The sequence below is a fragment of the Actinoplanes flavus genome (genome assembly GCF_017592555.1).
In the GTDB taxonomy this organism is placed as follows: Bacteria; Actinomycetota; Actinomycetes; order Mycobacteriales; family Micromonosporaceae; genus Actinoplanes; species Actinoplanes flavus.
Genome location: NZ_JAGFNS010000013.1, coordinates 107103 through 130284 on the forward strand (window position 1 = coordinate 107103; position 23182 = coordinate 130284).

General features: G+C 68.3%; 23 protein-coding genes and 4 tRNA genes. 2 read left to right on the forward strand and 25 right to left on the reverse strand.

Features of this window, described 5'->3' with window-relative positions:
* Positions 1–67: 67 nt before the first annotated feature.
* The 16 genes from rpoB to J5X75_RS21040 all read right to left on the reverse strand — a co-directional run bounded on the left by rpoB (position 68) and on the right by J5X75_RS21040 (position 13426).
* Positions 68–3508, reverse strand: coding sequence for a DNA-directed RNA polymerase subunit beta (gene rpoB, locus J5X75_RS20965; protein ID WP_208469106.1), 3441 nt, complete (start codon positions 3506–3508; stop codon positions 68–70).
* 598 nt (positions 3509–4106) lie between these two features.
* Entirely contained in the window at positions 4107–4487 is a 381-nt protein-coding gene (gene rplL, locus J5X75_RS20970) for a 50S ribosomal protein L7/L12 (protein ID WP_208469107.1), read from the reverse strand.
* A 51-nt stretch (positions 4488–4538) separates the two neighbouring features.
* Positions 4539–5084 carry a 50S ribosomal protein L10 gene (gene rplJ / locus J5X75_RS20975; RefSeq protein WP_208469109.1) on the reverse strand — a complete coding sequence of 182 codons (546 nt, stop codon included), beginning with the start codon at positions 5082–5084 and terminating at the stop codon, positions 4539–4541.
* Between the two features lie 273 nt (positions 5085–5357).
* Positions 5358–6056, reverse strand: coding sequence for a hypothetical protein (locus J5X75_RS20980; protein ID WP_208469110.1), 699 nt, complete (start codon positions 6054–6056; stop codon positions 5358–5360).
* Positions 6053–6871, reverse strand: a complete 819-nt coding sequence (locus J5X75_RS20985) for an ATP-binding cassette domain-containing protein (protein WP_208469111.1) — start codon at positions 6869–6871, stop codon at positions 6053–6055. The genes J5X75_RS20980 and J5X75_RS20985 overlap by 4 nt, the downstream gene beginning before the upstream one ends.
* A gap of 97 nt (positions 6872–6968) precedes the next feature.
* The gene (rplA, locus tag J5X75_RS20990; RefSeq protein WP_208469112.1) at positions 6969–7688 is read right to left on the reverse strand and encodes a 50S ribosomal protein L1; all 720 of its coding nucleotides are present in this window, start codon (positions 7686–7688) and stop codon (positions 6969–6971) included.
* 76 nt (positions 7689–7764) lie between these two features.
* Positions 7765–8475 (reverse strand): transcription termination/antitermination protein NusG, encoded by a 711-nt coding sequence (gene nusG, locus J5X75_RS20995; protein ID WP_208469113.1) that lies wholly within the window; start codon positions 8473–8475, stop codon positions 7765–7767.
* Positions 8476–8519: 44 nt separating this feature from the next.
* Positions 8520–8894, reverse strand: coding sequence for a preprotein translocase subunit SecE (gene secE, locus J5X75_RS21000; protein ID WP_208469114.1), 375 nt, complete (start codon positions 8892–8894; stop codon positions 8520–8522).
* A gap of 105 nt (positions 8895–8999) precedes the next feature.
* Positions 9000–9072: transfer RNA gene (locus J5X75_RS21005), tRNA-Trp, on the reverse strand.
* A 79-nt stretch (positions 9073–9151) separates the two neighbouring features.
* Positions 9152–9547: a MaoC family dehydratase gene (locus J5X75_RS21010; RefSeq protein ID WP_208469115.1), complete on the reverse strand. Its 396-nt coding sequence runs from the start codon at positions 9545–9547 to the stop codon at positions 9152–9154.
* Entirely contained in the window at positions 9547–9996 is a 450-nt protein-coding gene (locus J5X75_RS21015) for a MaoC family dehydratase N-terminal domain-containing protein (RefSeq protein WP_208469116.1), read from the reverse strand. Before J5X75_RS21015 ends, J5X75_RS21010 begins: the two co-directional genes overlap by 1 nt.
* Positions 9997–10133: 137 nt before the next feature.
* Complete coding sequence (rpmG, locus tag J5X75_RS21020) at positions 10134–10301, reverse strand: 50S ribosomal protein L33 (RefSeq protein ID WP_014687739.1); 168 nt, start codon at positions 10299–10301, stop codon at positions 10134–10136.
* A 106-nt stretch (positions 10302–10407) separates the two neighbouring features.
* Positions 10408–10480, reverse strand: a tRNA-Met gene (locus tag J5X75_RS21025).
* Between the two features lie 50 nt (positions 10481–10530).
* Positions 10531–10603: transfer RNA gene (locus tag J5X75_RS21030), tRNA-Thr, on the reverse strand.
* A gap of 95 nt (positions 10604–10698) precedes the next feature.
* Entirely contained in the window at positions 10699–13227 is a 2529-nt protein-coding gene (locus J5X75_RS21035; RefSeq protein ID WP_208469118.1) for a putative bifunctional diguanylate cyclase/phosphodiesterase, read from the reverse strand.
* 52 nt (positions 13228–13279) lie between these two features.
* Positions 13280–13426 carry a hypothetical protein gene (locus J5X75_RS21040; RefSeq protein WP_208469120.1) on the reverse strand — a complete coding sequence of 49 codons (147 nt, stop codon included), beginning with the start codon at positions 13424–13426 and terminating at the stop codon, positions 13280–13282.
* A 260-nt stretch (positions 13427–13686) separates the two neighbouring features.
* Here J5X75_RS21040 and J5X75_RS21045 point away from each other — a divergent pair, with 260 nt between their 5' ends.
* Positions 13687–14013, forward strand: coding sequence for a hypothetical protein (locus J5X75_RS21045; protein WP_208469121.1), 327 nt, complete (start codon positions 13687–13689; stop codon positions 14011–14013).
* A gap of 1 nt (position 14014) precedes the next feature.
* Here J5X75_RS21045 and J5X75_RS21050 read toward each other — a convergent pair whose 3' ends face one another.
* From J5X75_RS21050 to J5X75_RS21060, 3 genes are read right to left on the reverse strand one after another with little or no spacing between them, the layout of a single operon-like run.
* Positions 14015–14818 (reverse strand): sulfurtransferase, encoded by an 804-nt coding sequence (locus J5X75_RS21050; RefSeq protein ID WP_208469123.1) that lies wholly within the window; start codon positions 14816–14818, stop codon positions 14015–14017.
* A 30-nt stretch (positions 14819–14848) separates the two neighbouring features.
* On the reverse strand, positions 14849–15484 hold the full coding sequence (locus tag J5X75_RS21055; protein ID WP_238488681.1) for a LysE family translocator: 636 nt from the start codon (positions 15482–15484) through the stop codon (positions 14849–14851).
* Positions 15485–15533: 49 nt separating this feature from the next.
* Entirely contained in the window at positions 15534–16025 is a 492-nt protein-coding gene (locus tag J5X75_RS21060; protein ID WP_208469125.1) for a YajQ family cyclic di-GMP-binding protein, read from the reverse strand.
* A 148-nt stretch (positions 16026–16173) separates the two neighbouring features.
* On the opposite strand from J5X75_RS21060, the gene J5X75_RS21065 reads away from it, so the two are divergent.
* Positions 16174–16257 (forward strand) — tRNA-Tyr (locus tag J5X75_RS21065).
* A 133-nt stretch (positions 16258–16390) separates the two neighbouring features.
* Here J5X75_RS21065 and J5X75_RS21070 read toward each other — a convergent pair.
* The 6 genes from J5X75_RS21070 to J5X75_RS21095 form a co-directional block, all read right to left on the reverse strand.
* A complete protein-coding gene (locus tag J5X75_RS21070) occupies positions 16391–17818 on the reverse strand; it encodes a tyrosine-type recombinase/integrase (RefSeq protein WP_208469126.1) in 1428 nt (475 codons plus the stop codon).
* Positions 17815–18003 (reverse strand): helix-turn-helix transcriptional regulator, encoded by a 189-nt coding sequence (locus J5X75_RS21075; protein WP_208469128.1) that lies wholly within the window; start codon positions 18001–18003, stop codon positions 17815–17817. Before J5X75_RS21075 ends, J5X75_RS21070 begins: the two co-directional genes overlap by 4 nt.
* 309 nt (positions 18004–18312) lie before the next feature.
* Entirely contained in the window at positions 18313–20265 is a 1953-nt protein-coding gene (locus J5X75_RS21080; protein ID WP_372450924.1) for a DUF3987 domain-containing protein, read from the reverse strand.
* A gap of 27 nt (positions 20266–20292) precedes the next feature.
* Positions 20293–20625, reverse strand: a complete 333-nt coding sequence (locus J5X75_RS21085) for a hypothetical protein (RefSeq protein WP_208469130.1) — start codon at positions 20623–20625, stop codon at positions 20293–20295.
* A complete protein-coding gene (locus J5X75_RS21090) occupies positions 20622–20870 on the reverse strand; it encodes a hypothetical protein (protein WP_208469131.1) in 249 nt (82 codons plus the stop codon). The genes J5X75_RS21085 and J5X75_RS21090 overlap by 4 nt, the downstream gene beginning before the upstream one ends.
* A gap of 141 nt (positions 20871–21011) precedes the next feature.
* Positions 21012–23171: a cell division protein FtsK gene (locus J5X75_RS21095; RefSeq protein ID WP_238488683.1), complete on the reverse strand. Its 2160-nt coding sequence runs from the start codon at positions 23169–23171 to the stop codon at positions 21012–21014.
* Between the last annotated feature and the right edge of the window lie 11 nt (positions 23172–23182).

Genomic DNA, 23182 nt, shown 5'->3' on the forward strand with positions numbered 1-23182 from the left:
ATTCAAGGCCGGCGGGGGCGTCCCCGGCCGGCCCCGAGTGATCGGGGCCGGCCGAGGACGCTCTCCGTCAGATCTCTTCGACGCTGCTGACGCCCTCGTTCGGGCGACGGGACAGGTCGATGCCGAGTTCCTCCGCGGCCCGGAAGACCTCGTCGTCGGTCTCACGCATCTCGAGCGCCACACCGTCGCTGGACAGCACCTCAACGTTCAGGCACAGCGACTGGAGCTCCTTGAGAAGCACCTTGAACGACTCCGGGATTCCCGGCTCCGGGATGTTCTCGCCCTTGACGATGGCCTCGTAGACCTTCACTCGGCCCAGGACGTCGTCGGACTTGATGGTGAGCAGCTCCTGCAGGGCGTAGGCCGCCCCGTAGGCCTGCATGGCCCAGCACTCCATCTCGCCGAACCGCTGGCCACCGAACTGCGCCTTACCACCCAGCGGCTGCTGCGTGATCATCGAGTACGGGCCGGTCGACCGAGCGTGGATCTTGTCGTCGACCAGGTGGTTCAGCTTGAGGATGTAGACGTAGCCGACCGAGATCGGGTCCGGCAGCGGCTCACCGGAGCGACCGTCGAACAGCTGCGCCTTACCGTCGCCGTTGACCAGCCGCTTGCCGTCGCGGTTGACCAGCGTCGACTCGAGCAGACCCTTGATCTCCTCCTCCTGGGCGCCGTCGAAGACCGGAGTCGCGACGTTGCTGTCGGCGGGAGACTCGTGAGCCTCGATCGAGCGGAGCTGACGCTTCCAGTCCTCGTCCTCACCCTCGACCGACCAACCGGTCTTGGCGATCCACCCGAGGTGGGTCTCCAGGACCTGGCCGATGTTCATACGCGAGGGCACACCCAGCGGGTTGAGCACGATGTCGACCGGGGTGCCGTCCTCCAGGAACGGCATGTCCTCGACCGGCAGGATCTTGGAGATGACGCCCTTGTTGCCGTGCCGGCCGGCGAGCTTGTCGCCGTCCTGGATCTTCCGCTTCTGGGCGACGTAGACCCGGACCAGCTCGTTGACACCCGGGGGCAGCTCGTCGCCGTCCTCGCGGGAGAACGTCCGGACGCCGATGACCGTGCCGGTCTCGCCGTGCGGAACCTTCAGCGAGGTGTCCCGGACCTCCCGGGCCTTCTCACCGAAGATGGCGCGGAGCAGGCGCTCCTCCGGGGTCAGCTCGGTCTCGCCCTTCGGGGTGACCTTGCCGACCAGGATGTCGCCGGGGACGACCTCGGCGCCGATCCGGATGATGCCGCGCTCGTCCAGGTCAGCGAGCATCTCCTCGCTGACGTTGGGGATGTCGCGGGTGATCTCCTCCGGGCCCAGCTTGGTGTCGCGGGCGTCGACCTCGTGCTCCTCGATGTGGATCGAGGTGAGGACGTCCTGCTGCACGAGGCGCTGCGACAGGATGATCGCGTCCTCGTAGTTGTGGCCCTCCCAGCACATGAAGGCGACGAGCAGGTTGCGCCCGAGCGCCATCTCGCCCTCGTCGGTGCAGGGACCGTCGGCGATGACCTGGCCGGCCTCGACGCGGTCGCCCTCGAACACGATCGGCTTCTGGTTGACGCAGGAGCCCGCGTTCGACCGGCGGAACTTGTGCAGCAGGTAGGTACGCCGGTGGCCGTCGTCCTGGTGCACCGTCACGTAGTCGGCGCACAGGTCCTCGACGACACCGCCGACCTCGGCGACGACCACGTCACCGGCGTCGACCGCGGCGCGGTACTCCATGCCGGTGCCGACCAGCGGCGACTCCGCCTTGACCAGCGGCACGGCCTGACGCTGCATGTTCGCGCCCATGAGGGCACGGTTCGCGTCGTCGTGCTCGAGGAAGGGGATCATCGCGGTCGCGACCGAGGTCATCTGCCGCGGCGAGACGTCCATGTAGTCGACCTCGGTGCCGGGCACGTAGTCGACCTCACCGCCCTTACGGCGGACCAGGACGCGGTCCTCGGCGAAGGTGCCGTCGCTGGACAGCACGGCGTTCGCCTGGGCCTTGATGAACCGGTCTTCCTCGTCGGCGGTGAGGTAGTGCACCTCGTCGCTGACGACACCGTTCTCGACCTTCCGGTACGGCGTCTCGATGAAGCCGAACGGGTTGACCCGCGCGAACGTCGAGAGCGCGCCGATCAGACCGATGTTCGGGCCCTCAGGGGTCTCGATCGGGCACATCCGGCCGTAGTGGGACGGGTGCACGTCGCGAACCTCGAAGCCGGCCCGCTCACGGCTCAGACCACCCGGGCCGAGCGCCGACAGACGGCGACGGTGGGTCAGACCCGCGAGCGGGTTCGTCTGGTCCATGAACTGCGACAGCTGCGAGGTGCCGAAGAACTCCTTGATCGCGGCCACGACCGGCCGGATGTTGATCAGGGTCTGCGGCGTGATCGCCTCGACGTCCTGGGTCGTCATCCGCTCGCGGACGACCCGCTCCATCCGGGAGAGGCCCACGCGGACCTGGTTCTGGATGAGCTCGCCGACCGTACGCAGGCGCCGGTTGCCGAAGTGGTCGATGTCGTCGGCCTCGTAACCGTCCTCACCGGCGTGCAGCCGGCAGAGGTACTCGACGGTGCGGACGACGTCTTCCTCGGTCAGCGTGCCACGGACGATCGGCACGTCGATCTCGAGCTTCTTGTTGAACTTGTACCGGCCGACCTTGGCGACGTCATACCTCTTCGGGTTGAAGAAGAGGTTGTCGAGCAGGGTCTGCGCGTTCTCCCGGGTGGGGGGCTCGCCCGGGCGCAGCTTGCGGTAGATGTCGAGCAGGGCCTCGTCCTGCCCGGCGATGTGGTCCTTCTCCAGCGTCGTCATGAGCAGCTCGGACCAGCCGAAGCGCTCGCGGATCTGGTCGGCGGACCAGCCGATCGCCTTCAGCAGGACGGTGACGGCCTGCCGGCGCTTGCGGTCGATACGGACACCGACCGTGTCGCGCTTGTCGATGTCGAACTCCAGCCAGGCACCCCGGCTCGGGATGACCTTGACGCTGGTGAGGTCGCGGTCGGAGGTCTTGTCCGGCTCCTTGGTGAAGTACACGCCCGGCGAACGGACGAGCTGACTCACCACGACCCGCTCGGTGCCGTTGATGACGAACGTCCCCTTGGGGGTCATCATCGGGAAGTCACCCATGAACACGGTCTGGCTCTTGATCTCGCCAGTCGTGTTGTTGGTGAACTCCGCGGTCACGAACAGCGGGGCACAGTAGGTCAGGTCCTTCTCTTTGCACTCCTCGATCGAGGCCTTCACCTCGTCGAAGCGCGGAGACGAGAAGGACAGCGACATGGTGCCGGAGAAGTCCTCAATGGGACTGATCTCTTCGAGGATCTCTGCGAGGCCCGAGTGGGCGTGCGGGTCGTCCGTCGTCCGGGCCTGCCAAGCCTCATTGCCGACCAGCCAGTCGAAGGACTCGGTCTGGAGTGCGAGGAGGTTGGGGACCTCTAGCTGCTCGGTGATCCGGCCGAAAGAGACCCGGCGGGGTGCGTAAGCGCTCGACGTACGGCTGGTCTTCGCAGGGCGGGAAGCTGCCAAGATGCGTCCTTCCGAGGACCGGTGCTGCTATGCGGCTGAGTTGCTGATGCAACTGGTCTGCGTGCACTCCAATGAGCCCCCGGGAAGTTATCCACATGGATATCCCGAGAGGCATCAAGACAGAAGGCAGCGCAAACTAGCAGTGTAGCCGCTTGGCTAACCGCTGTCCAGCCCACACCTGAGGTGGCCTGCGGAACATGCCACCGTCACGGCTGACCTGGACCTCTACGGTCAGGGCCGGGACGGGGCCGCTCAGAAACGCGGCAACTACCCCTCTGGTGCCAGTCCGACAGGTATCGGCAGTAGATCCGTTACCCAGCGGGCGGCTGTCGCAAGCGCGGAAACTTGCTGATGTCAGCGTGCCTGTCCGCCGACACACAGTCAAGGGCTGTGCCGCGGGTCGGACGGCCGCGGTCATCCGCCCGGCGCACCGAGGGGGCCTCGACGCGCGGATGGCGAACTTTGACAGGCTTTGCCACTCGCTGCGAAGGCGGCTCGACGGCACACCGTTGAGCTGCCCGGACGGCTGGAGAAACAGCGATGGCGGGGACCCGGAACGGATCCCCGCCATCGACCGATGACACTGTGGAGCGTTAGATCACTTGAGGGTGACCTTGGCGCCCTCACCCTCGAGCTTGGCCTTGGCGGCCTCGGCCTTCTCCTTGTTGACACCCTCGAGGATCGCCTTCGGGGCACCCTCGACGGCGTCCTTGGCCTCCTTGAGGCCCAGGCCGGTCAGCTCACGCACGACCTTGATGACCTGGATCTTCTTGCCACCGTCCGACTCGAGGACGACGTCGAAGGAGTCCTTCTCGGCCTCGGCCTCGGCCGGGGCGGCACCCGGGGCGGCGGCAACGGCGACCGGAGCGGCAGCCTTGACGTCGAAGACGGTCTCGAACTCCTTCACGAACTCGGAGAGCTCGATGAGGGTCATCTCCTTGAAGGCCTCGAGCAGGTCTTCGGTGCTGATCTTCGCCATGTGAGGCAACCTTTCCTAAGTTTTCTGACGTTTAACGGTTCACGCGAGGCATCAGGCCTCGGTGGAACCGGCCTGCTCGCGCTGCGCCCGCAGAGCCTCGACCGTGCGCACCGTCTTGGTGAGGGGCGCCTGGAAGGTGGCAGCGGCCTTGCTCAGGTTGGCCTTCATGGCGCCGGCCAGCTTGGCCAGCAGAACCTCACGGGACTCGAGGTCAGCAAGCTTGTTGACCTCGTCCGCCGTGATGGCCTTGCCCTCGAAGACACCGCCCTTGATGACGAGAACGGGGTGGGCCTTGGCGAAGGCACGGAGGCCCTTGGCCGCCTCGACCACGTCACCGTTCACGAAGGCGAGCGCGGTAGGACCGGTGAACAGCGCGTCGAGGCCCTCGATACCCGCGTCAGCCGCGGCACGCTTCGCGAGCGTGTTCTTGGCGACGGCGTACTTGTTCTCGCCGCCCAGCGACCGCCGGAGCTCGGTGAGCTCCTTCACGGTGAGGCCGCGGTATTCGGTCAACACGGTGGCCGTCGAACCACGGAAGTGATCCGTGAGCTCGGAAACAGCCGAAGCCTTGTCGGCCCGGACCGGCTTGTCCGCCATGTCCCTCCTCTCTCAGTGCTTCAGCCACTGGTCGAGAGGGTCCGTACAAAGCAAAACGCCCCGGCGCAGGGCACGGGGCGGACTCGAACACACGCTCACACGCGGTCGACGATCACGAACCGTTCTCCCTACGCGGGTCGCCCGCTTTCAGCGGGACCTTCGGCCGCGGCGTCCGTCGAGACGACGGCTGCTACGGCGACCAGCGGTCTATGGGTGGAACTTCGAGATGCAACAGTACGCGGACCTGTCACGGAACACCAAATCGGGGCGGGACTACGAGCGTGCGCGGCGCAGGCCCGCATACCCGGCGAGGGCCACGGCGCACCACAGGACCGTCCAGACGACCAGGATCAGCAGGGTCGCGGCGTCCGGGGCGTGGTCCCCACCCAGCTTCCGGGCGGTGGCCATCACCGGCGGCACCAGCCACGGGGCGATCGAGCCGGTCAGGCCGAGCACGACGACCAGGATCGAGCCGCCCACCAGGACCAGGACACCGGGCAGGATCCGCCGGGTGACCGCTCGGCCGGACAGGGCGCCCAGCGTCACGGCGGCGGCCAGCGACAGCAGGTGCGCCACGATCCCGAGCAGGATGCCGGTCTGCGTCGACGGCTCGGCGCTGTCCGGGCGCGGCGGCGCGATCCCGCCGACCACCCACGGGGCCAGCATCGTGAGGACGCACACCACCGCGGCGAGGAGCACGGCGGCGAGCAGGCCGCCGGCGCCCTCCCGGAACGGGCCGACGGCGAGGCGGGCCAGCCGGCGTTGAGCGTCCGGTTCGGTGTCCAGCAGCAGCTTGGTGATCCAGGCCAGGACCGGGAACAGGCAGACCGCCGAGTAGCCGTAGGCGTGCATGGCGAGCGACGGCCCGCCGCCGTACAGGATGGAGAGGATCACCAGCACGGTGATCAGGGGCGCCACAGCGCGGCCACCGCGCAGAAAACCGGCGAGGCGCATCCGGGTCAGTGCGATCATCGCCCCTCGCTCTCGGTGCTTTCGATTCCGGGTACGCCCATCGCGCTCTGCCCCGGGAAGGGGCGCGTCTCGCGTACCCCCGCCGGGTCTCGCTCCCGGACCCCGAGGACACGGTGACCGGAGGCACGGAGCCGGTCCACCGTCGCGGCGGCCTCCTGGCGTCGCGCCACCACCTCGACCACCACCTCGTCGGCGCCGGTGTCCGGCTCGGGCTCGCCGGTGTGGTGCAGCCCGTGGCCGGTGACGGTCCAATGGATCGCGCCCGGCAGGTTGGCGATCTCGCCGCGGTGATCGCTGACCAGGACCGCGCCGCCGGCGGCGGTGACCTCCGCGACGAGTTCCGGGATGAGCTGACGGGACGGGGCGTCGAGACCCTCCCACGGCTCGTCCAGGACCAGCAGGCCCGGCGTGGTGAGCAGCGCCTGGGCCAGGCCGACCTTCTGCGCGGTGCCCTTGGAGAGGTCCGGCAGCGGGGTCTCGGCGTGCCCGGTCAGGCCGAGCCGTTCGAGCCACCGGTCGGCGCCGGCCGCGGGCAGGCCACGGATCTCGGCCATCGAGCGCAGGTAGCCGATCGTGGTGAACGGCTGGGCGGCCGGGAAGCGTTCGGGGACCCAGCCCACCACGGCCGGCCGGTCACGGATCACGCCGCGGGACGGGCCGAGCACCCCCGCGGCGAGCTGGAGCAGGGTCGACTTGCCGGCGCCGTTGCGGCCGAGCACCACGATCGTCTGCCCGGGCTCCACGGCGGCGTCGATGTCCTGGAGCGTCCAGTCGGCGCGTCGCGCGTACCGGAACCAGACTTTGTCGAAGCGCACGGCCGGAAGCCTGCCACAAAGCCCGCCCACGACGTAGGTCCGGAGGACGCGAAAATCCCCCGGGGACGTCCCCGGGGGATTTCGAGAGATGCGACCGTCAGGCGGTGGCGTCCGAGCCGCGCAGGTTCTTCTGCACGTTCGGGTCGACCTGGATGCCGGGGCCCATCGTGGTGGTGATGGTGACCTTCTTCAGGTACTTGCCCTTGGCGGCCGACGGCTTCGAGCGCAGGACCTCGTCGAGGACCGCGCCGTAGTTGTCGATCAGCTGCTCCGGCGAGAAGGACGCCTTGCCGATGATCAGGTGCAGGTTGGAGTGCTTGTCCACCCGGAAGGTGATCTTGCCGCCCTTGATCTCGTTGACGGCCTTGGTGACGTCCATGGTCACGGTGCCGGTCTTCGGGTTCGGCATGAGGCCACGCGGGCCGAGGATCCGGGCGATCCGGCCGATCTTGGCCATCTGGTCCGGCGTCGCGATCGCGGCGTCGAAGTCCAGCCAGCCACCCTGGATCCGGGCGACGAGCTCGTCGGTGCCGACCTCGTCGGCGCCGGCCGCGACGGCCTCCTCGGCCTTCGCGCCCTGGGCGAACACGATGACGCGGGCGGTCTTACCGGTGCCGTGCGGCAGGTTGACGGTGCCGCGGACCATCTGGTCGGCCTTACGCGGGTCGACACCGAGGCGCATCGCGACCTCGACGGTGGCGTCGAACTTGGCGGAACCGGTCTCCTTGGCGAGGGCGACCGCGTCCTTCGGCTCGTAGAGCTTGTTGGCGTCGATCTTCTCGACGGCGGCGCGGTACGCCTTGCTGCGCTGTGCCATTTCACTTACTCCTGTGGTTGATGGCGGGGCCGCTCGCTGACGGCCCCTCCCACTGAAATCGCCGGTCGTCCGGCGATCAGATCTTGGTGACCTGGTTGAAGTTCAGCTCGACCGGGGTCTCCCGGCCGAAGATCGACACCAGGACCTTGAGCTTCTGCTGGTCGGCATTGATCTCGCTGATCGAGGCCGGCAGCGAGGCGAACGCGCCGTCGGTCACCGTGACCGAGTCGCCCACCTCGAAGTCGAGCACCTTGACCTCGGGCTTCGCCTTCTTCTCCTCGGCCTGGACAGCCGGGGCCAGCCACTTCAGCACCTCATCGAGGGAGAGCGGGGCCGGCCGGTCGACCCGGTCGGTGGCGCCCACGAAGCCAGTCACACCGGGCGTGTTGCGCACGCAGGAGTAGGACTCCGGGGTCAGGTCCATCCGGACCAGGATGTAGCCGGGGAAGACCTTGGCCTGCACCTGGTTGCGCTTGCCGTTCTTGACCTCGACCTCTTCGCGGGTCGGCACCTCGACCTGGAAGATGAACTCCTCCATGTCGAGGCTCGTGATCCGGGTCTCGAGGTTGGTCTTGACCTTGTTCTCGTAGCCCGCGTAGGAGTGCACGACATACCAGTCGCCGGGGGCGTAGCGCAGCTTCTGCCGCAGCTCCTTGACCGGGTCGTAGTCCTCGTCAGCCTCGGGCGCCTGAGCCTCGACCGGCTCGGCGGCCTCGACCGGCTCCTCGGTCTCCAGCGACGACTGCTCGTCAGCAAACTGCGCGGTCTCGTCGTCGTACTCAGGCACGCTCGCTCACTTCCAAAAGTCTTCGGTTCGCGGATCGCCGGACGTCAGCCCAGCGCCCATAGCATCGCTTTACCGAACGCGTAGTCCAGGCCGGCCACGATGGCGGTCATGATCACCACGAAGACGATCACGACACCGGTGTAGGTGAGCAGCTCTTTACGGGTCGGCCAGATGACCTTGCGAAGCTCGCTGACGACCTCGCGGAAGAAGCCACCCACCCGGCCGAAGAGACCCGAACGCCGGCCCGACTTCCTGGTCTTGGGGCTCTCCGAGTCACTCCGCTCGGCGACGGCGGTGCCACCGCCGGCGGTCACCAGCGCGTCATCGGCGTTGTCGTCCGGAACATCGCCACCGGCGGCGGCGGCGAGCAGCTCGTCGTCGCCCGGGACGTCGTCACCGGGCCGGTCCTTCTCGGCCACTTCGCCCTACTTCCGTCGTCGGTGGTCTTGAATCCTGTCAGCGCTCGACCGGACGCGGAATTTGTGCGGACCGCGCACCGGGCGGGCACGTCGAGGAGAAATGCGCAGGGGTGACAGGACTTGAACCTGCAGCCTGCGGTTTTGGAGACCGCTGCTCTGCCAATTGAGCTACACCCCTTTGCGGAGCTGCTGTCTTTCGACTCACAGCCCCACGGCGCACCACTGTACCGGTACGCCCGGCGTTACCCCAACCCGGGCTACCGCTTACTGATGAGCGCCTGTGCCAAGGACAGTACCTTGTCCCCGTTGCATGTCGCAGTCAGGCTCAGCCGAGTGTGCCCCTCATCGGTGACCTCCTTCACCGTGGCGGACACCACGACCTCGGTCCCCTCGTCGGTGTCGGGCACCGGGACGGGGCGGCTGAACCGCACGCTGAACTCGACCACCGCGTCCGGCGCGCCGGCCCACTCGGTGACGGCACGGCCCACCAGAGCCATCGTGAACATGCCGTGCGCGATGACGCCGGGCAGCCCGACGCCGGTGGCGACCCGGTCGCTCCAGTGGATCGGGTTGAAGTCGCCCGAGGCGCCCGCGTAGCGGACCAGATCGGCCCGGGTCACCCGGAAGGTCTTCGGCTCCAGTGCGTCGGCCATCAGTGCTCCTCACCGCGCTGGACCAACTTCGACCAGACGGTCACCACCGGCTCGCCGGCCTCGGTGGTCACCTCGGTCCGGGTGGTGATGAACTCGTGCCCGCCCCGGCTGGTGATCTCGTCCACCGAGTTGACGCAGACCAGGGCGTCGCCGGCGACCACCGGACGGGTGTAGGCGAACCGCTGGTCCCCGTGCACCACCCGGGTGTAGTCGAGGCCGAGGGCCGGATCGGCGATGACCTGGCGGCTGGCGGCCATGGTGATCGCGACCGGGAAGGTGGGCGGGGCCACCACGTCCGGGTAGCCGAGGGCGCGCGCCGCCGCGGGGTCGTGGTACGCCGCGTCGGTGGCGCCGATCGCCCGGGCGAACTCACGGATCTTCTCCCGACCGACCAGGTACGGCTCGGTGGGCGGCCAGCTACGGCCGACGAACGATTGGTCCAGAGGCATGCCCACAAACTACCCTCCGGGGCCACCTCAGAAATAGCACTGCGAGTGCAGAAATATTGGAAGCGCTGCGGAAACAGCACTGCGCCGCCCGGAGTGACTCCGGGCGGCGCAGTGTGAAGATCAGATGTCGCGCGAGATCAACGGGTCTCGCGGTGCAGGGTGTGCTTCCCGTCGCGCGGGCAGAACTTCTTCAGCTCGACGCGGTCCGGGTCGTTACGCCGGTTCTTCTTGGTGATGTAGTTCCGGTCCTTGCACTCCGTGCACGCCAGGGTGATCTTCGGACGGACGTCGGTCGCCTTGGCCACGGCGGGGTGCCTTCCTGCTAACGGATTTCTTACTGACGACGAACCAGCGTAGACGCTCGGTCAGCCGCTTCGCAAAGTGGGCCCCGGTTGAGGCACCACAGAAGAGTAGCGATGGCCGGACTTGAACCGGCGACACAACGATTATGAGTCGTTTGCTCTACCGACTGAGCTACACCGCCGAGCCAGGCTCATCAGTTCAGCGCCTGACGAGGCGGAACGAACCCGGTAGAGCCCCCTTACGGAATCGAACCGTAGACCTTCTCCTTACCATGGAGACGCTCTGCCGACTGAGCTAAGGGGGCTTGCTGCTTGCGATCTCTCGCTCGCTGCAGGAGTAAGACTACACGGCCTGTCGGCGGGGGTGAAATCAGTATCCCCTTTACCGGAAAACGCCTGGTCAGATGACTGCGCGGAGCCTGCGGACCTCACCGGTGGGGGTGGACTCCGGCTCGGTCTGAGCGCTCAGCCAGGCCTCCAGACGCTCGAACGGCAGAGGGCGGCTGAACAGATAGCCCTGACCGATCTCGCAGCCCATCTCCTCGAGCAACTCCAGGGTCAGCTCGCTCTCCACGCCCTCGGCGACCACGGTGAGGCCGAACTCCCGGGACAGGCCGATCACCGCACGGACGATCGCGAGGTCACCCGAATCGGTGGCCATGCCCTGGACGAAACTGTCGTCGATCTTCACCTCGTGGACCGGCCACTGGCGCAGATAGGCCAGCGACGAGGCGCCCGTCCCGAAGTCGTCGACGCTGAGCCGCACGCCCAGATCGCGCAGCCGGTAGAGCGACGGCAGGACCCGCTCGATGTCGCCCAGCATGCCCGGCTCGGACACCTCGAAGGTCACCAGGCCCGGATCCACCCCGTGCTCCTCCAGCAGGTCCCGGACCAGCTCCGGGAAGTGCGAGTCGAGCAGGGTCCGGGCGGAGAGGTTGACCGCGATGGCGAGCGGCCGCTCCGCGTCGGTCCAGGCACGGCAGCGGCGCAGGCCGGCGACGAGCACCACCTCGGTGAGCCGGGCCAGCTGGCCGGTGTGCTCGGCGACCGCCACGAAGTCCTCCGGGGCGACCTCGCCGTGCGCCGGGTGCACCCAGCGGGCCAGGCACTCGACGCCCAGCACGTGCCGGTCGGCGAGCGTCACCTTGGGCTGGAAGTAGACCTCCAACTGCTCGTTGTCGAGGGCGCGGCGCAGGTCGGCGGCGATGCCCAGGCGGCGGACCGCACGGGACTCCAGGGCCGGGTGGAAGGGCTGCACGCCGTACGGCAGGACCTTGGCCGCGTTGGCGGCCAGCTCGGCCCGCTGGAGCAGGGTCTCCGGGTCGCTGCCGTGGTCCGGATAGATCGAGACGCCGACCGCCGTGTTCACGTCCAGGGTGAGCGAGCCCACCGCCATCGGGCCGCGCAGCCGCTCCCGCATCCGGGTGGCGATCTCGATCGTGGCGTCGATGCTCGCGGCGCGCAGGGTGACCACGAACTCGTCCCCACCGATCCGGCCGACCAGCGCCCCCGGATCGGCGATGCCGCGGATCCGGTCGGCGGCCTCGACGAGCAGTTTGTCGCCGGCCGCGTGGCCCATCGACTCGTTCACGTTCCGCTGGCCGTCGACGTCGAACAGCATGATCGCGACGACCTCGTCCTCGGCGCGGACCTTGACCGACTCGGCGAGCGCGTCGATCACCCGGCGCCGGTTCGGCAGGCCGGTCAGCCGATCGTGGTACGCGTCGTAGCGCAACCGGTCGACCAACCGCGAATTCTCCACCGCGACCGCGGCGTGCGCGGCGATCGTCTCGAGCACCTGCACGTCGGCTTCCCGGAAGGTACGGTTGTCGCCGACCCGGTTGACGACCTCCAGCGTGCCGATGATGGCCTGGCCCGAGCGCAACGGGATGACCAGGGCGTCCTTGACCTTCGCCGACCGCAGGCAGGGTCGCAGGTCCTCGGTCTCGGGAAAGCGGGCGCCGACGCCGACCGCCGACTTCATCTCGACGGCCCGCTGGCGGACCTCCTCCGGCATGGGCGCGATGTCCAGCAGGCCCCGGTGCTCGACCCGGGCGGTCAGCAGCACCTCCGGGTGCCGGCCCTGCGGGGCGAGCCAGAGCGTCGCGAACTCCGACTGCATCAGCGAACGCACCCGGCCCAGCAGCACGTCGGGCAGACCGCTGCGGCCGCTCTCGTCCCGGACCGCCTGGGTCAGCTCGTAGACCTCGGCCAGGGTCCGGTGGCGGCGGAAGAACTCCGCGTACGACCGGAGGACCATCACCAGGGCGGCGACCAGGATGGCGAGCAGGACGGCGGACCAGGCGGTCGCCTCGAGCGCGACCAGGAAGATGAGGCCGACCACGATGTTGATGCCGTCGACCGTCATCGCGGAGAAACCGGCGCGCAGCGCGTCCCGCCCGGTGCGCGGGCTCTGCACGAGCGTGAACACGCCGGCGAGGCTGAGGAGCTCGACCAGATAGCTGAGGCCGACCGCGGCGGCCAGAATGGCCCAGGTGCGCGGGCCGGCGTCCTCGATGGGCGCGAAGGAGGCGATCAGCAGCAGGGCCGCACAGTTGCCGGCGGCCGACTTGGCGACGTTGAAGGAGAGTTTCGTGACCGGATAGTTCGCCCGGAAGTGGTGCACCAGATTGGCGCCGCTCACCACCAGGACGACCATCACCGGTGGGAGGTAGAAGAGTGCCAGGACGAGCGGCACGTCGGTCACCGCGACGGTGAAGCTGCTCCGCCAGATGACGACGTTGAAAACGTCCCGATAGGCGATCAGGTACGCCAGGAAGAACGCGAGGCCGGCCGGCCAGGCCTCATACCACTCCGGCTCCGCCAGCCAGAAGCCCGCCGTGCAAACGAGCGCGAACAGCACCAGCGGCCACGTGATCAACCACGCCCGCTGCGCGCCTCCATGCCGGACCGGGGACCGCTCGACCATCGAGAATCCTCTCTAGCCGATCGGCCCCTAGTCCGTCAACGTGTGTGACCCATCAGGCCCAGTCGAGCGCCGGGTTGCTCTGAACCTGGACGGCGCTGGTCGCTTCCTCAGCTGTCGATGCCCCAACGGTGACGCCACCGAAGACAACGGCAAGCACAAAAACCAAGCCAGCGAAGCGGCCCAGCTTTTTTGCAGACATAGTCCTGCTCCTCGAGTCGGGGAATCGCATCAGGGTGGGGGTCACATGATGGTGCCACACCAGTTGTGCGACAGGCAGCGTTCAGCGGCGGGTCGTGGCGACGCTCCGGCAAATCCTGGCCGAACGGCTGAACAGACCCTCACGCACACTGCTGAAGAATTGACGGCTTTATAGCCCATTTAGGCGGAGAAGTGAGGCAAACTCGCACTCCGTCGTCAAGGCTGCTTGACGTCAAGACAGCCTGACGAAAGACTGCCTTCATGGCCACTCCCGAGGAGCTGGAACGGCGGCACACACTGACCACGGCGACCGATCGTTACGACGCCCTCCGGATGCGCGACGCCCTCGCCGCCATGGACCCGGAGAACGAGACCTCTCTATCCCCCGACGAGACCCTCGAGATGCTCGCGCTCAGCGAGGTGATCATCCGCAAGGCGGGGTACGGGCGACAGGCGATGGTCCGCTCCGCCCGGGCCGCCGGCGCCTCCTGGACCCGGATCGGCGCCGCCCTCGGCACCAGCAAACAGGCCGCCTGGGAAGCCCACCAACGATGGATCGACGACCAGGCCGGAAGCGACCGGGCCTGAATCAGTCCCCGGTGGCGGCGGGACGGTCGGTGTGGGCGTACTGCGACCAGGAACCCGGGAAGAGACGGCCGGTACCCAGGCCGGCATGCTCCAAGGCGATCAGGTTGTGGCACGCGGTCACACCGGACCCGCAGTAGGAGATGACGTCAGCCGAGCCGTCCACGCCCACCGCGGCGAACCGCTCGCGCAACGCCGCCACCGGCAGGAAACGGCCCTCGGCGTCGACATTGTCCCGGCAGGGGAGACTGCGGGCGCCCGGGATGTGGCCCGGACGCGGATCCACCGGCTCGGTGTCGCCGCGGAACCGGGAACGGTCCCGCGCGTCCAGCACCACGCCGGGCTTCGCCGCGGTCTCCTCCAGCGAGGCCAGCCGGTCGGCGGGCCACGGCCGGGCGGTGAACGTCGCGGCGGGGCGCCGCGGAACCTCGGTGGTCAGCTCGCCCCGGTAAGCGGTCAGGCCGCCGTCCAGCAGCGCGGCGTCGTGCCCGATCGACCGGAGCAACCACACCAGCCGGGCCGCCACGACTCCGCCGGCGTCGTCGTACCCAATCACTTGATCTTGATCGCCGATCCCGGCCGCGGCCATCGCAGCAGCGAAAGTCTCCGGATCCGGAAGCGGATGCCGGCCCTCGGCCGGCGACGCGGGCCCGGCCAGCGCGGTGTCCAGATCGATGAAGACCGCACCGGGCAGATGGCCGCGCTCGTAGGCCTCCCGGCCGGAACGGCCGTCCAGATACCACCGCACGTCGGCCAAGACCACACGGCGATCCCGCAGCCAGGACTCGTCCACCACCGGGTCGATCACGCGCTCGCCCTCCCGCCCACCGGCACTCCTCTACTGGCTGGACAACCCCAGCCGCACGCCGAAACCGAGCAGCACCGCGCCGGTTCCGGCGTCGACGGTACGCCGAACGGCGCGCCGGGCCAGGAAGCCACGCGCCGCCTGCGCGCCCATGATGATCGCGGCGAACCAGAGCAGGCCCTCCACGTCGTGCACCAGGGCCAGCAGCAGACCGGTCGCCAGCGGGTCGGCGCCCTCCGGCACGAACTGCGGGATGACCGCCAGATAGAAGGCCCCCACCTTCGGATTCAGCAGGTTGGTCAGGAAACCCCGGCCGAAGGTGCTCCAGAACGTCGGAACACTCCTCGCCGCCTCGGTTTCCGCGCTGCGGCCACCACGCCGCAACGCGGCGGCGATCATCCGCACCCCAAGAAAGATCATGTACGCGGCGCCGGCCACCCGCAGAATCGTGTAGCCCACACTCGACGCCGCCAGCAGCGCGGACGCGCCCACCGCGGCGGCCGCGCCCCAGGCCAGCGCCCCCGCGCCGATACCCAGCGCGGTCGCGAACGCCGGGCCCCGGCCCATCGTGACCGCGGCCCGCAGAACCAGCGCGGTATCCAGGCCGGGAGTGATCGTCAACAGCGCGCCGAGCAGGGCGAACGAGAGGACGGCGTCAGTCAGGTCCATGGCGCCGATTCTCGGCCCGGACCCCGCTCGGCGGCCACCGGGTTACCGGTCAGCGGTAGTTGGTGAACTGCAGCGCGACGCCGAAGTCCTCCTGCTTCAGCAGGGCGATGACCGCCTGCAGGTCGTCGCGCTTCTTGCCGGTGACCCGAAGCTGGTCACCCTGGATCTGGGCCTGCACACCCTTCGGGCCCTCGTCCCGGATCTTCTTGCTGATCGCCTTGGCCTTCTCGGTCTCGATCCCCTCGACCACCTTGAGGTCGATCTTGAAGGTCTTGCCGGACTGGCGCGGCTCACCGGCGTCCAGGCTCTTCAGCGAGATGTTCCGCTTCACCAGCTTCTCCTTGAAGACGTCGAGCGCGGCGGTCGCCCGCTCCTCCGTCTCCGAGGTGATCGTGAACGCCTCCCCCGACTTGGCGAGACTCGTCCCGGTGCCCCGGAAGTCGAACCGGGTGCCGAGCTCCTTCTCCGCCTGGTTGAAAGCGTTGTCGACCTCCTGCCGGTCGACCTTGCTGACGATGTCGAACGACGGGTTGGCTGCCATGATCAGACTCCTGCGGCTGGATGCTTGTCGATGCTTACAGCGGACTCCGGGAGAGCCCGCGACATGCCGACCGTACCCGGTTGTTGAACCGCGCCGCGGTACGGCTATTGTTGTGTCCGCTGCCGCGGGAAACCGCGGTGGTAGCCCAGGCGGGTTGCCCGAGCGGCCAATGGGAGCGGACTGTAAATCCGTCGCGAAAGCTACAGAGGTTCGAATCCTCTACCCGCCACCACAGGCACAAAGAGGCCCCTGACCAGCCGATTCGGCGGTCAGGGGCCTCTTTCGTGGATCTCACTCGGTCTCACTCGATCGCGCTGGATCTCACCCGCTGTCCCCCATGCGTCCCCCGAACTTCGGGGCCGTGATCAGGCAGCTTCGGGCGCGGCGTAGCCCTGCCGGAAGGCCTCGATGCGCCGGAGCGCGGCCTCCTGCTCTCCATAAAGGCACTTCGCGTAGATCTTCAGCAGGACGGCGATGCTGTGCCCTGCCCATGTCGCGACCAGGGCGGCCGAGACACCCGCGTTCAGCCATCCGGAGAGGCATGCGTGTCGGAGGCTGTACGGCACGGGCGCAACTCCGGCCGCCAACTCAGCGGGAGTCAGACCCTTCTCACGCGCCTTACGCCACGCGGTATGCCGGGCGTTCGCGGTGACCGGCTTGCCATTCGACGGTCGGTACATCCCCCCGGGACCGCGCCTGGTGACGAACAGCCGGCCGTCCTTCCCCGGCGGGTACTTCTTGATGTGCTGGTCCAGGAGCGCGCACAGCTCCGGTTCGGCGGGAACGTCTCGCGTGTCCTTCTCTCCCCGGTGCTTCAACGCCCGGTATTCGATCGATTCGCCGGTGTCGGTCCAGGCTTCTCCGACCTCTACTGCCGCTCCCCCGAGGTGCAGCCATCCCCAACCGCCCGATTCGCGGGGCCGCTCGTAGTGCAGGTCATGCAGGTTGAGGACTTCCTCCGGGCGAAGTCCGGCGTAGTACATCGTGCCGAAGAACGCTTCCATTTCCGGGGTCGTCTCGCGAACCGCTTTGAGCAGTCTCCGTGCCTGCTCAGGATTCGCGACGACAGTCCGGTCTACCTCCTCCGCCTTCTTCGGGGCCATCCACTTCACACGGTCCATCGGGTGACCGGAGAGGTGCCCCAACTCGACCGCGTACCGGAGCGCTCCGCTGAATACCGCCTTCTTCCGGCCGACCGTGCTTGCCGCCGCAGCGGTGCCGTCCAGCTTGAGTGCCAAGCTGTCGAGCACCTTCCGGACGGTGGCCGGTTCCGCCAGGTCACCGAGGTTCACCGGGTTGTCTTCCAGCCAGGAAACAGCCGAAGCCAATTCGGCCGGCGGCGGCCCTGCCGTGTGGCGAGGCTTGTTGAACACGTAGGTGATCAGGGCACGTCGTAGGAGCGCATCGGACGGCGCACCCCGTCGCCCCTGAACCAGTGCCACGGTCACCCCCGCCAGGGTCTCAGCGATGCCCTTCCGGTGCTTCGCTGCGACGTGGGGCCATTTCATCTCCGCGTACGCAATCGCGTGCTGGAACCAGTTCTGTCGGCTCAGCTCACGGGCCATCGGTTCCGGTAGCCCCGACGTCGTGTCGAATGCGGTTCCCTCCCGCTGGTGGGTGATCAGCCGGGACCGAAAGCTCTCGGCGAGAGCCTTTGTGTGGAAGGTGTCGCCGAACTTCTGGCCAGCTACCCGCCAACGGACACGATGGGACACCCGCGGCTTGCCGCCGTTGGCGGGCGCATACTTCCGCTCCTCGATGCTGAAAATCTGCACGTCATAGCTGGTCTTCATGCAGCTTGCGGTTCCTCTCGGGCGGACAGCCAGGACTCGAACTCGGTGCGGCGGATGCGGATCTGGCGGTTGGGCATCTTGTAGTGGCGCGGTGCCTGACCGATGGCCTTCCAGCGGAAGAACGTCGATCGGGGAACCGCCATCTGGGCGAGGAATTCGTCGAGGGTCAGAAATTCGCTGGCCACGGGTTCCGGCCTCCCTGGCGAGGTGTTGAGCAGCCTGCCCAGCGCCTGATGTGGACGCTGGTCAGCGAAGGGGTGTGAAGTCGTGTGAGCAAAGCGCCATAAAGGCGCTGAAAGCCGACTGAGAGCCACGCTGCGCCGAGATCTCGCTGTTGCTGGCATGGAGGGATGCGCCAGCGTCACTGCGTGGCTCTCGGCACGGTGCCGACCCGTCGGCGGGATGGGTCGGACTGGCGTGCCAGAACTGCCACAACTGCCAGAACCTCTCGGTGGTGGGGGTTGTGGCGGTTGTGGCAGTTCTGGCAGAGGGGTTTATGAGGCTCGGCGCGTGGTGAGCGGGTGCACGGTGGCGGCCGGTTGGTGAACCTCGGGATTGACCAGGAAGCTCGGCGACGGCGGCCGGCCCCCGGCCCGCTTCGATGGCGGCGGGTCGAGCTGTCGGATGTAGCCGTGCGCTTCGAGCACCGACAGGGGCGCGTCGAAGTCCCCGGCGGTAGGGAGCTGGGAGGATTTCAGCGCGCGGAACACTTCGCGTTTGGTGAACGCGCGGCTATCGGTGCGCTCGATCCACGCCAGGATCGTTCGGGCGTTGCGGGTGGCGAGATCGGCGCCCATGTCGTCGAACGCGCCCAGGGCGTGAGTGGCGTAATACTCGCCGATCTGGGCGGCCCGCTTGACGGTGTCGACGTCGACAGGCCTACCCCACCCGTCGCGCAGATGCTCGGCGAGGTGGATCAGCCCAGCGATCCGCACCACGGCGCCGGTGTACTTCGACCCCCAGTCGACGATGTGCGACCACGCCCCACCCGGGGCCAACCGGGGTTCCACCTGCCGCTCGATGTCGAGAACGGCATCGTTGGCGTCCGGGGTGAGGACCAGCACGGCCGGATCGGTCCACTCGGCCAGCGTGAGGACCAGGGTGTGAAGGTTGGCGTGATAGCGCGCGGCGACCTCGGTAGGGATCGGGTCGGCCCCGATCTTGCGGAACCCGACCGTGTTCTCCGGGACGGCGAACAGGATCCGGGCCAGTAGGCCGAGTCCCCGGAAGCCGGGCATGCCTGCGATGTCGCGAAGGATCTCCGGCTGGACCGCGAGACCCATCGTCAGCGCGGGCTTGTCGACGTGACCACCGTCGCGGGAGAGCCGGTCGACACGCATCATGTCTCCGGCGTGTCCTTTGAGGAACACCTCCAGGTTCGGTGTGCCGGAGTAGCGGCCCGCGATGGTGGCGAAGATCCCGCCCTCCGGGGACAGGACAGCCAACCGGCCGCCCTGCTCCGCCAGGATCGATTGAGCCGTTTCGCTTGTGACGTCGTCGGCAACCAACTGCGGCTTGACCGGGACCGTGATCGCTTCGGCGTTCATCGCGGCGGCCGTCGCCTCAGCGATCAACGTGTCTCGACCAGACGCATCGGCGTTGGCGGCGGCGAGAGCGGCTTTCTCGGCCGCTTTACCCGCGACCTTGGCCGATAGCTCCGCCTCGATGATCGCGGGTGCGGTCCGCTCGATCAGTGCCTTTTCCGCGACCAGGATCGGGCCGACCATCGCAGCGAACACCGCGCTCTTGCGAGAACCGGGCGGGAGGACCACGACCGTGAAGAGGTTGGTGGGTTCGCGCCAGGATCCGCGTACCTCGACCTCAGCCCGGCCGCCGGCCGCCGTCGACAAACACGCGAGCGCGATGCTTCCGGCAGCGTCGATCGGGGTTTGGGTGAACTCGGCGACCGCCCGCACCTGGTCGCCCACCCACCCGGGCAACAGCTCGGCGGGGAACGCGGGCAGGTGCCGACCTTTGCCGAGCGGGATCACCGGCGACCAGCCGCCCGGTGCATCAGCGTCGTCAAGCATGGCCCGGCCGGTCGCGACCAGGTCGGCGGCGTCCGCGCCGGACGCGGCAAGCTGGGTGAGCTGTGCCCCCAGGTTGGCAACCTTCCGGCGCTTCGCCAGCTCCGCGACCCGGCCGGCGTAGTGGCCGGCGTTGCCCACCTGCGGGGTTTGGGTGGTGAGGGTGTGCAGGTACGGTGCTCCGCCCATCTTGCCGAGCGTGCCGGTCTCGGCGAGGTGGGCAGTCACGGTGATCGGGTCAGTCGGGATACCGGACGCGTGCATGCCGCACATCGCTTCCCACAGCACGCCGTGGGCGGGGCGGCCGAAGTCGCCGGGGGCGAGGGTGGCGGCGAGATCGCCCATGAGGTGGGGAGCCAGCAGGGCGGCACCGATGACGGCCTGTTCGGCCGCCAGGTCGAACCCGGGTTGGGTCACCAGTCGACTCCTTCCAAGTAGAGCGGGTGGTTAGGCGGAGCGGTCGAGCTTGCGCTGGTCGCGGCCGGTCAGCCGGGACAGGCGAGGGGCGACCTCGACGAGCAGGGCGCGCATCAGGGTCAGCGCGGTCGCGAGTTGCCAGCGGGCGACCTTCTCGGTCGGGTGCAGCGGGATCCGGGCGCGGATCTCGACGTACTCGACGTCACCGGCACGCACCCGGGTAAGCCAGGCACGTCCGCCGATCTCGCGGGCGGTCAGATCGGCCGAACGGTGTTCGGCCACCCCGCACCGGTGGTCCCGGGCGCACCAGTCGGTGTGCTGCGTCTCGGCCCGGTGGAAGTGGGCCATGGTCCGGGCTTTCACCGGGCTTCCCGGCGGCGGCGGGAGAGGTGGTTGTAGATCCAGCGACCGGCGCGCAGTCGGCGGCCGGTGCCGTCGCAGCGACGGCAGAGTCGAAACGCGCGGCCGGACGGCGAGCGCCGTTTACCGGTGCCGTCGCACTTGCGGCAGGCTTTGAACGGCCAGACCCAGCACGCGAACGCGTAACCGAGCGTGACAGTGATGAGGGCAGCGAGGATGCCGATAGCGGTGGTGAGCTGGGGGTTCACAACGACCTCCAGGGCCGGATTTTGGGTGTGTGAGGCCGTGAGCTGCTATCCGCTAGATCGCAGCTCAGGATTTGGTTTGGGTGCTAGCGGGGGTGCTAGCGCTAGCAGGGGTTGCCGCTAGCGCTAGCAGCCTCAGACCGGTCAGTTGGCCTGGCGTTTGCGGTCACGCTCCGCGATGGCGGCAAGGATCTCCTTGCGAACGGGGCCGCGCCGGGTGACCGGCTTACCGTCGATGCGGCGGCCGATCTGCTTGACCGTGATGCTGTGCGGGGTGAGTGCGCTAGTGAGCTGGACCGGCTTCCACCCGTCGTAGACGTCCGGGCGCAACTCGATCAGCCGCTCAATCAGCGTCTCGTTCCACACCTCGTCCTCACCGTCGGGCCAGATCCGGGCCACGTCGTCAAGCACCGTGTGCGCCGGGCCGAGATCCCGCTCCGCCGGGAAGGTGGGGATGTTGCCGGCCGCCGTGCGCAACGCGACCGCGCGGGCCACGATCGGCCGGGCCTTGTTCGTGTCGACCTCGAATGACCGGGCCGTTTGTACGTCCCCGAAGCCCCGGAGTACTCCCCATCCGGCCTCGTCGACCGGCTTGAAGATGGTGGCCCGGAAGCCCTGCTTGTAGGCCGACGTCCCGAGGATCATGTCGTTCGCGGTCTGGTCCGCCACGGACAGGCAGAACCGGGAGTTGACGTTGCGGCTGATGCCGGTCGGCAGGCTCTTGGCGTCCGGGATCTGCGTGCCGATCAGGATGATCACCCCGAGGGCACGGCCGAGCTTGATGACCTTCTCCAGGATCTCTCCGGCTTCCTTGCCGAACTTGCTCATCATCAGCTCTTGCAGCTCATCGAACCAGGCGATCAGCGGGTGCAGCCCGGAGTCTTTCAAGCTGGCCAGCTCGGGCGTGACCTTGTTTTCCGGGGCCTTGCCGAGTCGGGCGTAGTGCTCGATGCGCTTGGAGCGGCGGCGGCACTCCTCGTACAGCCACTCGATGAACGCGAAGCACTTGGCGAGGGTTTCCTCGTCGAAGCCGTTGCCGTACTCGGCCATCACCGGTTCCAGTACCGCGAAGTCCCCGACGCCCTTGAGTTCGTAGCCCCGGATCTCGGTACGCGGGTCCAGCGATGCCGCCAGCAGCAGGTTTCGCAGGGCGAACGTCTTACCCGAACCGGGCTGACCGCCGAACAGCCAGTTCCGGAACATCAGCGACGCGGTGACCGTGTCCAGCTTCGGTGTGGTCGCGAACGGGAACGCCTTGAACACGTCCACCTTCGCTGCCTCGCCCAGCAGCGGCCACGGCGGTTGGGTCATCCGCGACGCCGGTTCGTAGCCCACCCACAACGCGAGACGGCCGGTGTGCCCGGGGGCGGTCGACGGCCAAACCTGGTCGAGCGGAAGCCGCATCGCCGATGCCAACCGTCCCCGGCGGGCGATCACGTCGGATGCCTCCACGCCGAACGGCAGGTCCACGATCGCGATATGCCCGGGGCCGTCGCGATGGATGTCGACCGGGAACGTGATCGCTTTCGGATCCTTGGCTACCGCGCTATTGATTGCCGCGAGCTGCAAGGACGTCAACGCCCGGCGGACCAACTCCGCGGTGAGCTTGCGGTACCGGGTGCCCTCCGACACCCGGTCGGTGATCGGCCGGTCCGCCGGGCGGCCGAGCGTCGCCAGCACCGGCGACGCCAGAGCGGCAGCGAGGTAAGCCCACCAGGAAGGGCCGAGCGCCAGCACGACGGCACCGATCGCGCCGGCCGCCGCGCCGAACCCGAGTACCCACCAGCGCCACACACTCTGTCGCTGACGACGGGCGTCGAGTTTCAGCCACAGGTCCGCCTCGCCACGCTGCGCGGCAGCCTGCCGAAGGTCCCAGTTCCCCTCTTCGGCGGTTGCCCACCGGATAGCGCGGCCGAGACCACGGAACAGGCCGACTGGCGCCCACAGCAGCACCTTCCCGGCGTACTTCGGCGTCCGGACCGCGTGATAGGCGACCACGTAGCCGGCGTCCTTGCTCTGATGTCGCACGGCGGCCTTGAAACCGCGCCACGACCGTGCCCACTCCGCCAGGATGGGTCGGCGCTCACGCTGCCGCGCCAGGATCTCGTGCGGGATGTCGTCGGCCGCATCGACCGGCCCGCCATCCTCCGGCGGGGCGTCGTCGATCGTCTCGGCATCCTCGTTGTCGTCGGTGTCGGCCGGGGCCGTATCCGGCGGCATGCCGGTCCGGCGGGTTCGGGCCGCGTTCAGGTCCAGCACCTCACCGAAGTCGATGTCGTCACGCTGCGGGTCGGGGTTCGTCATGGTCAGCGTCC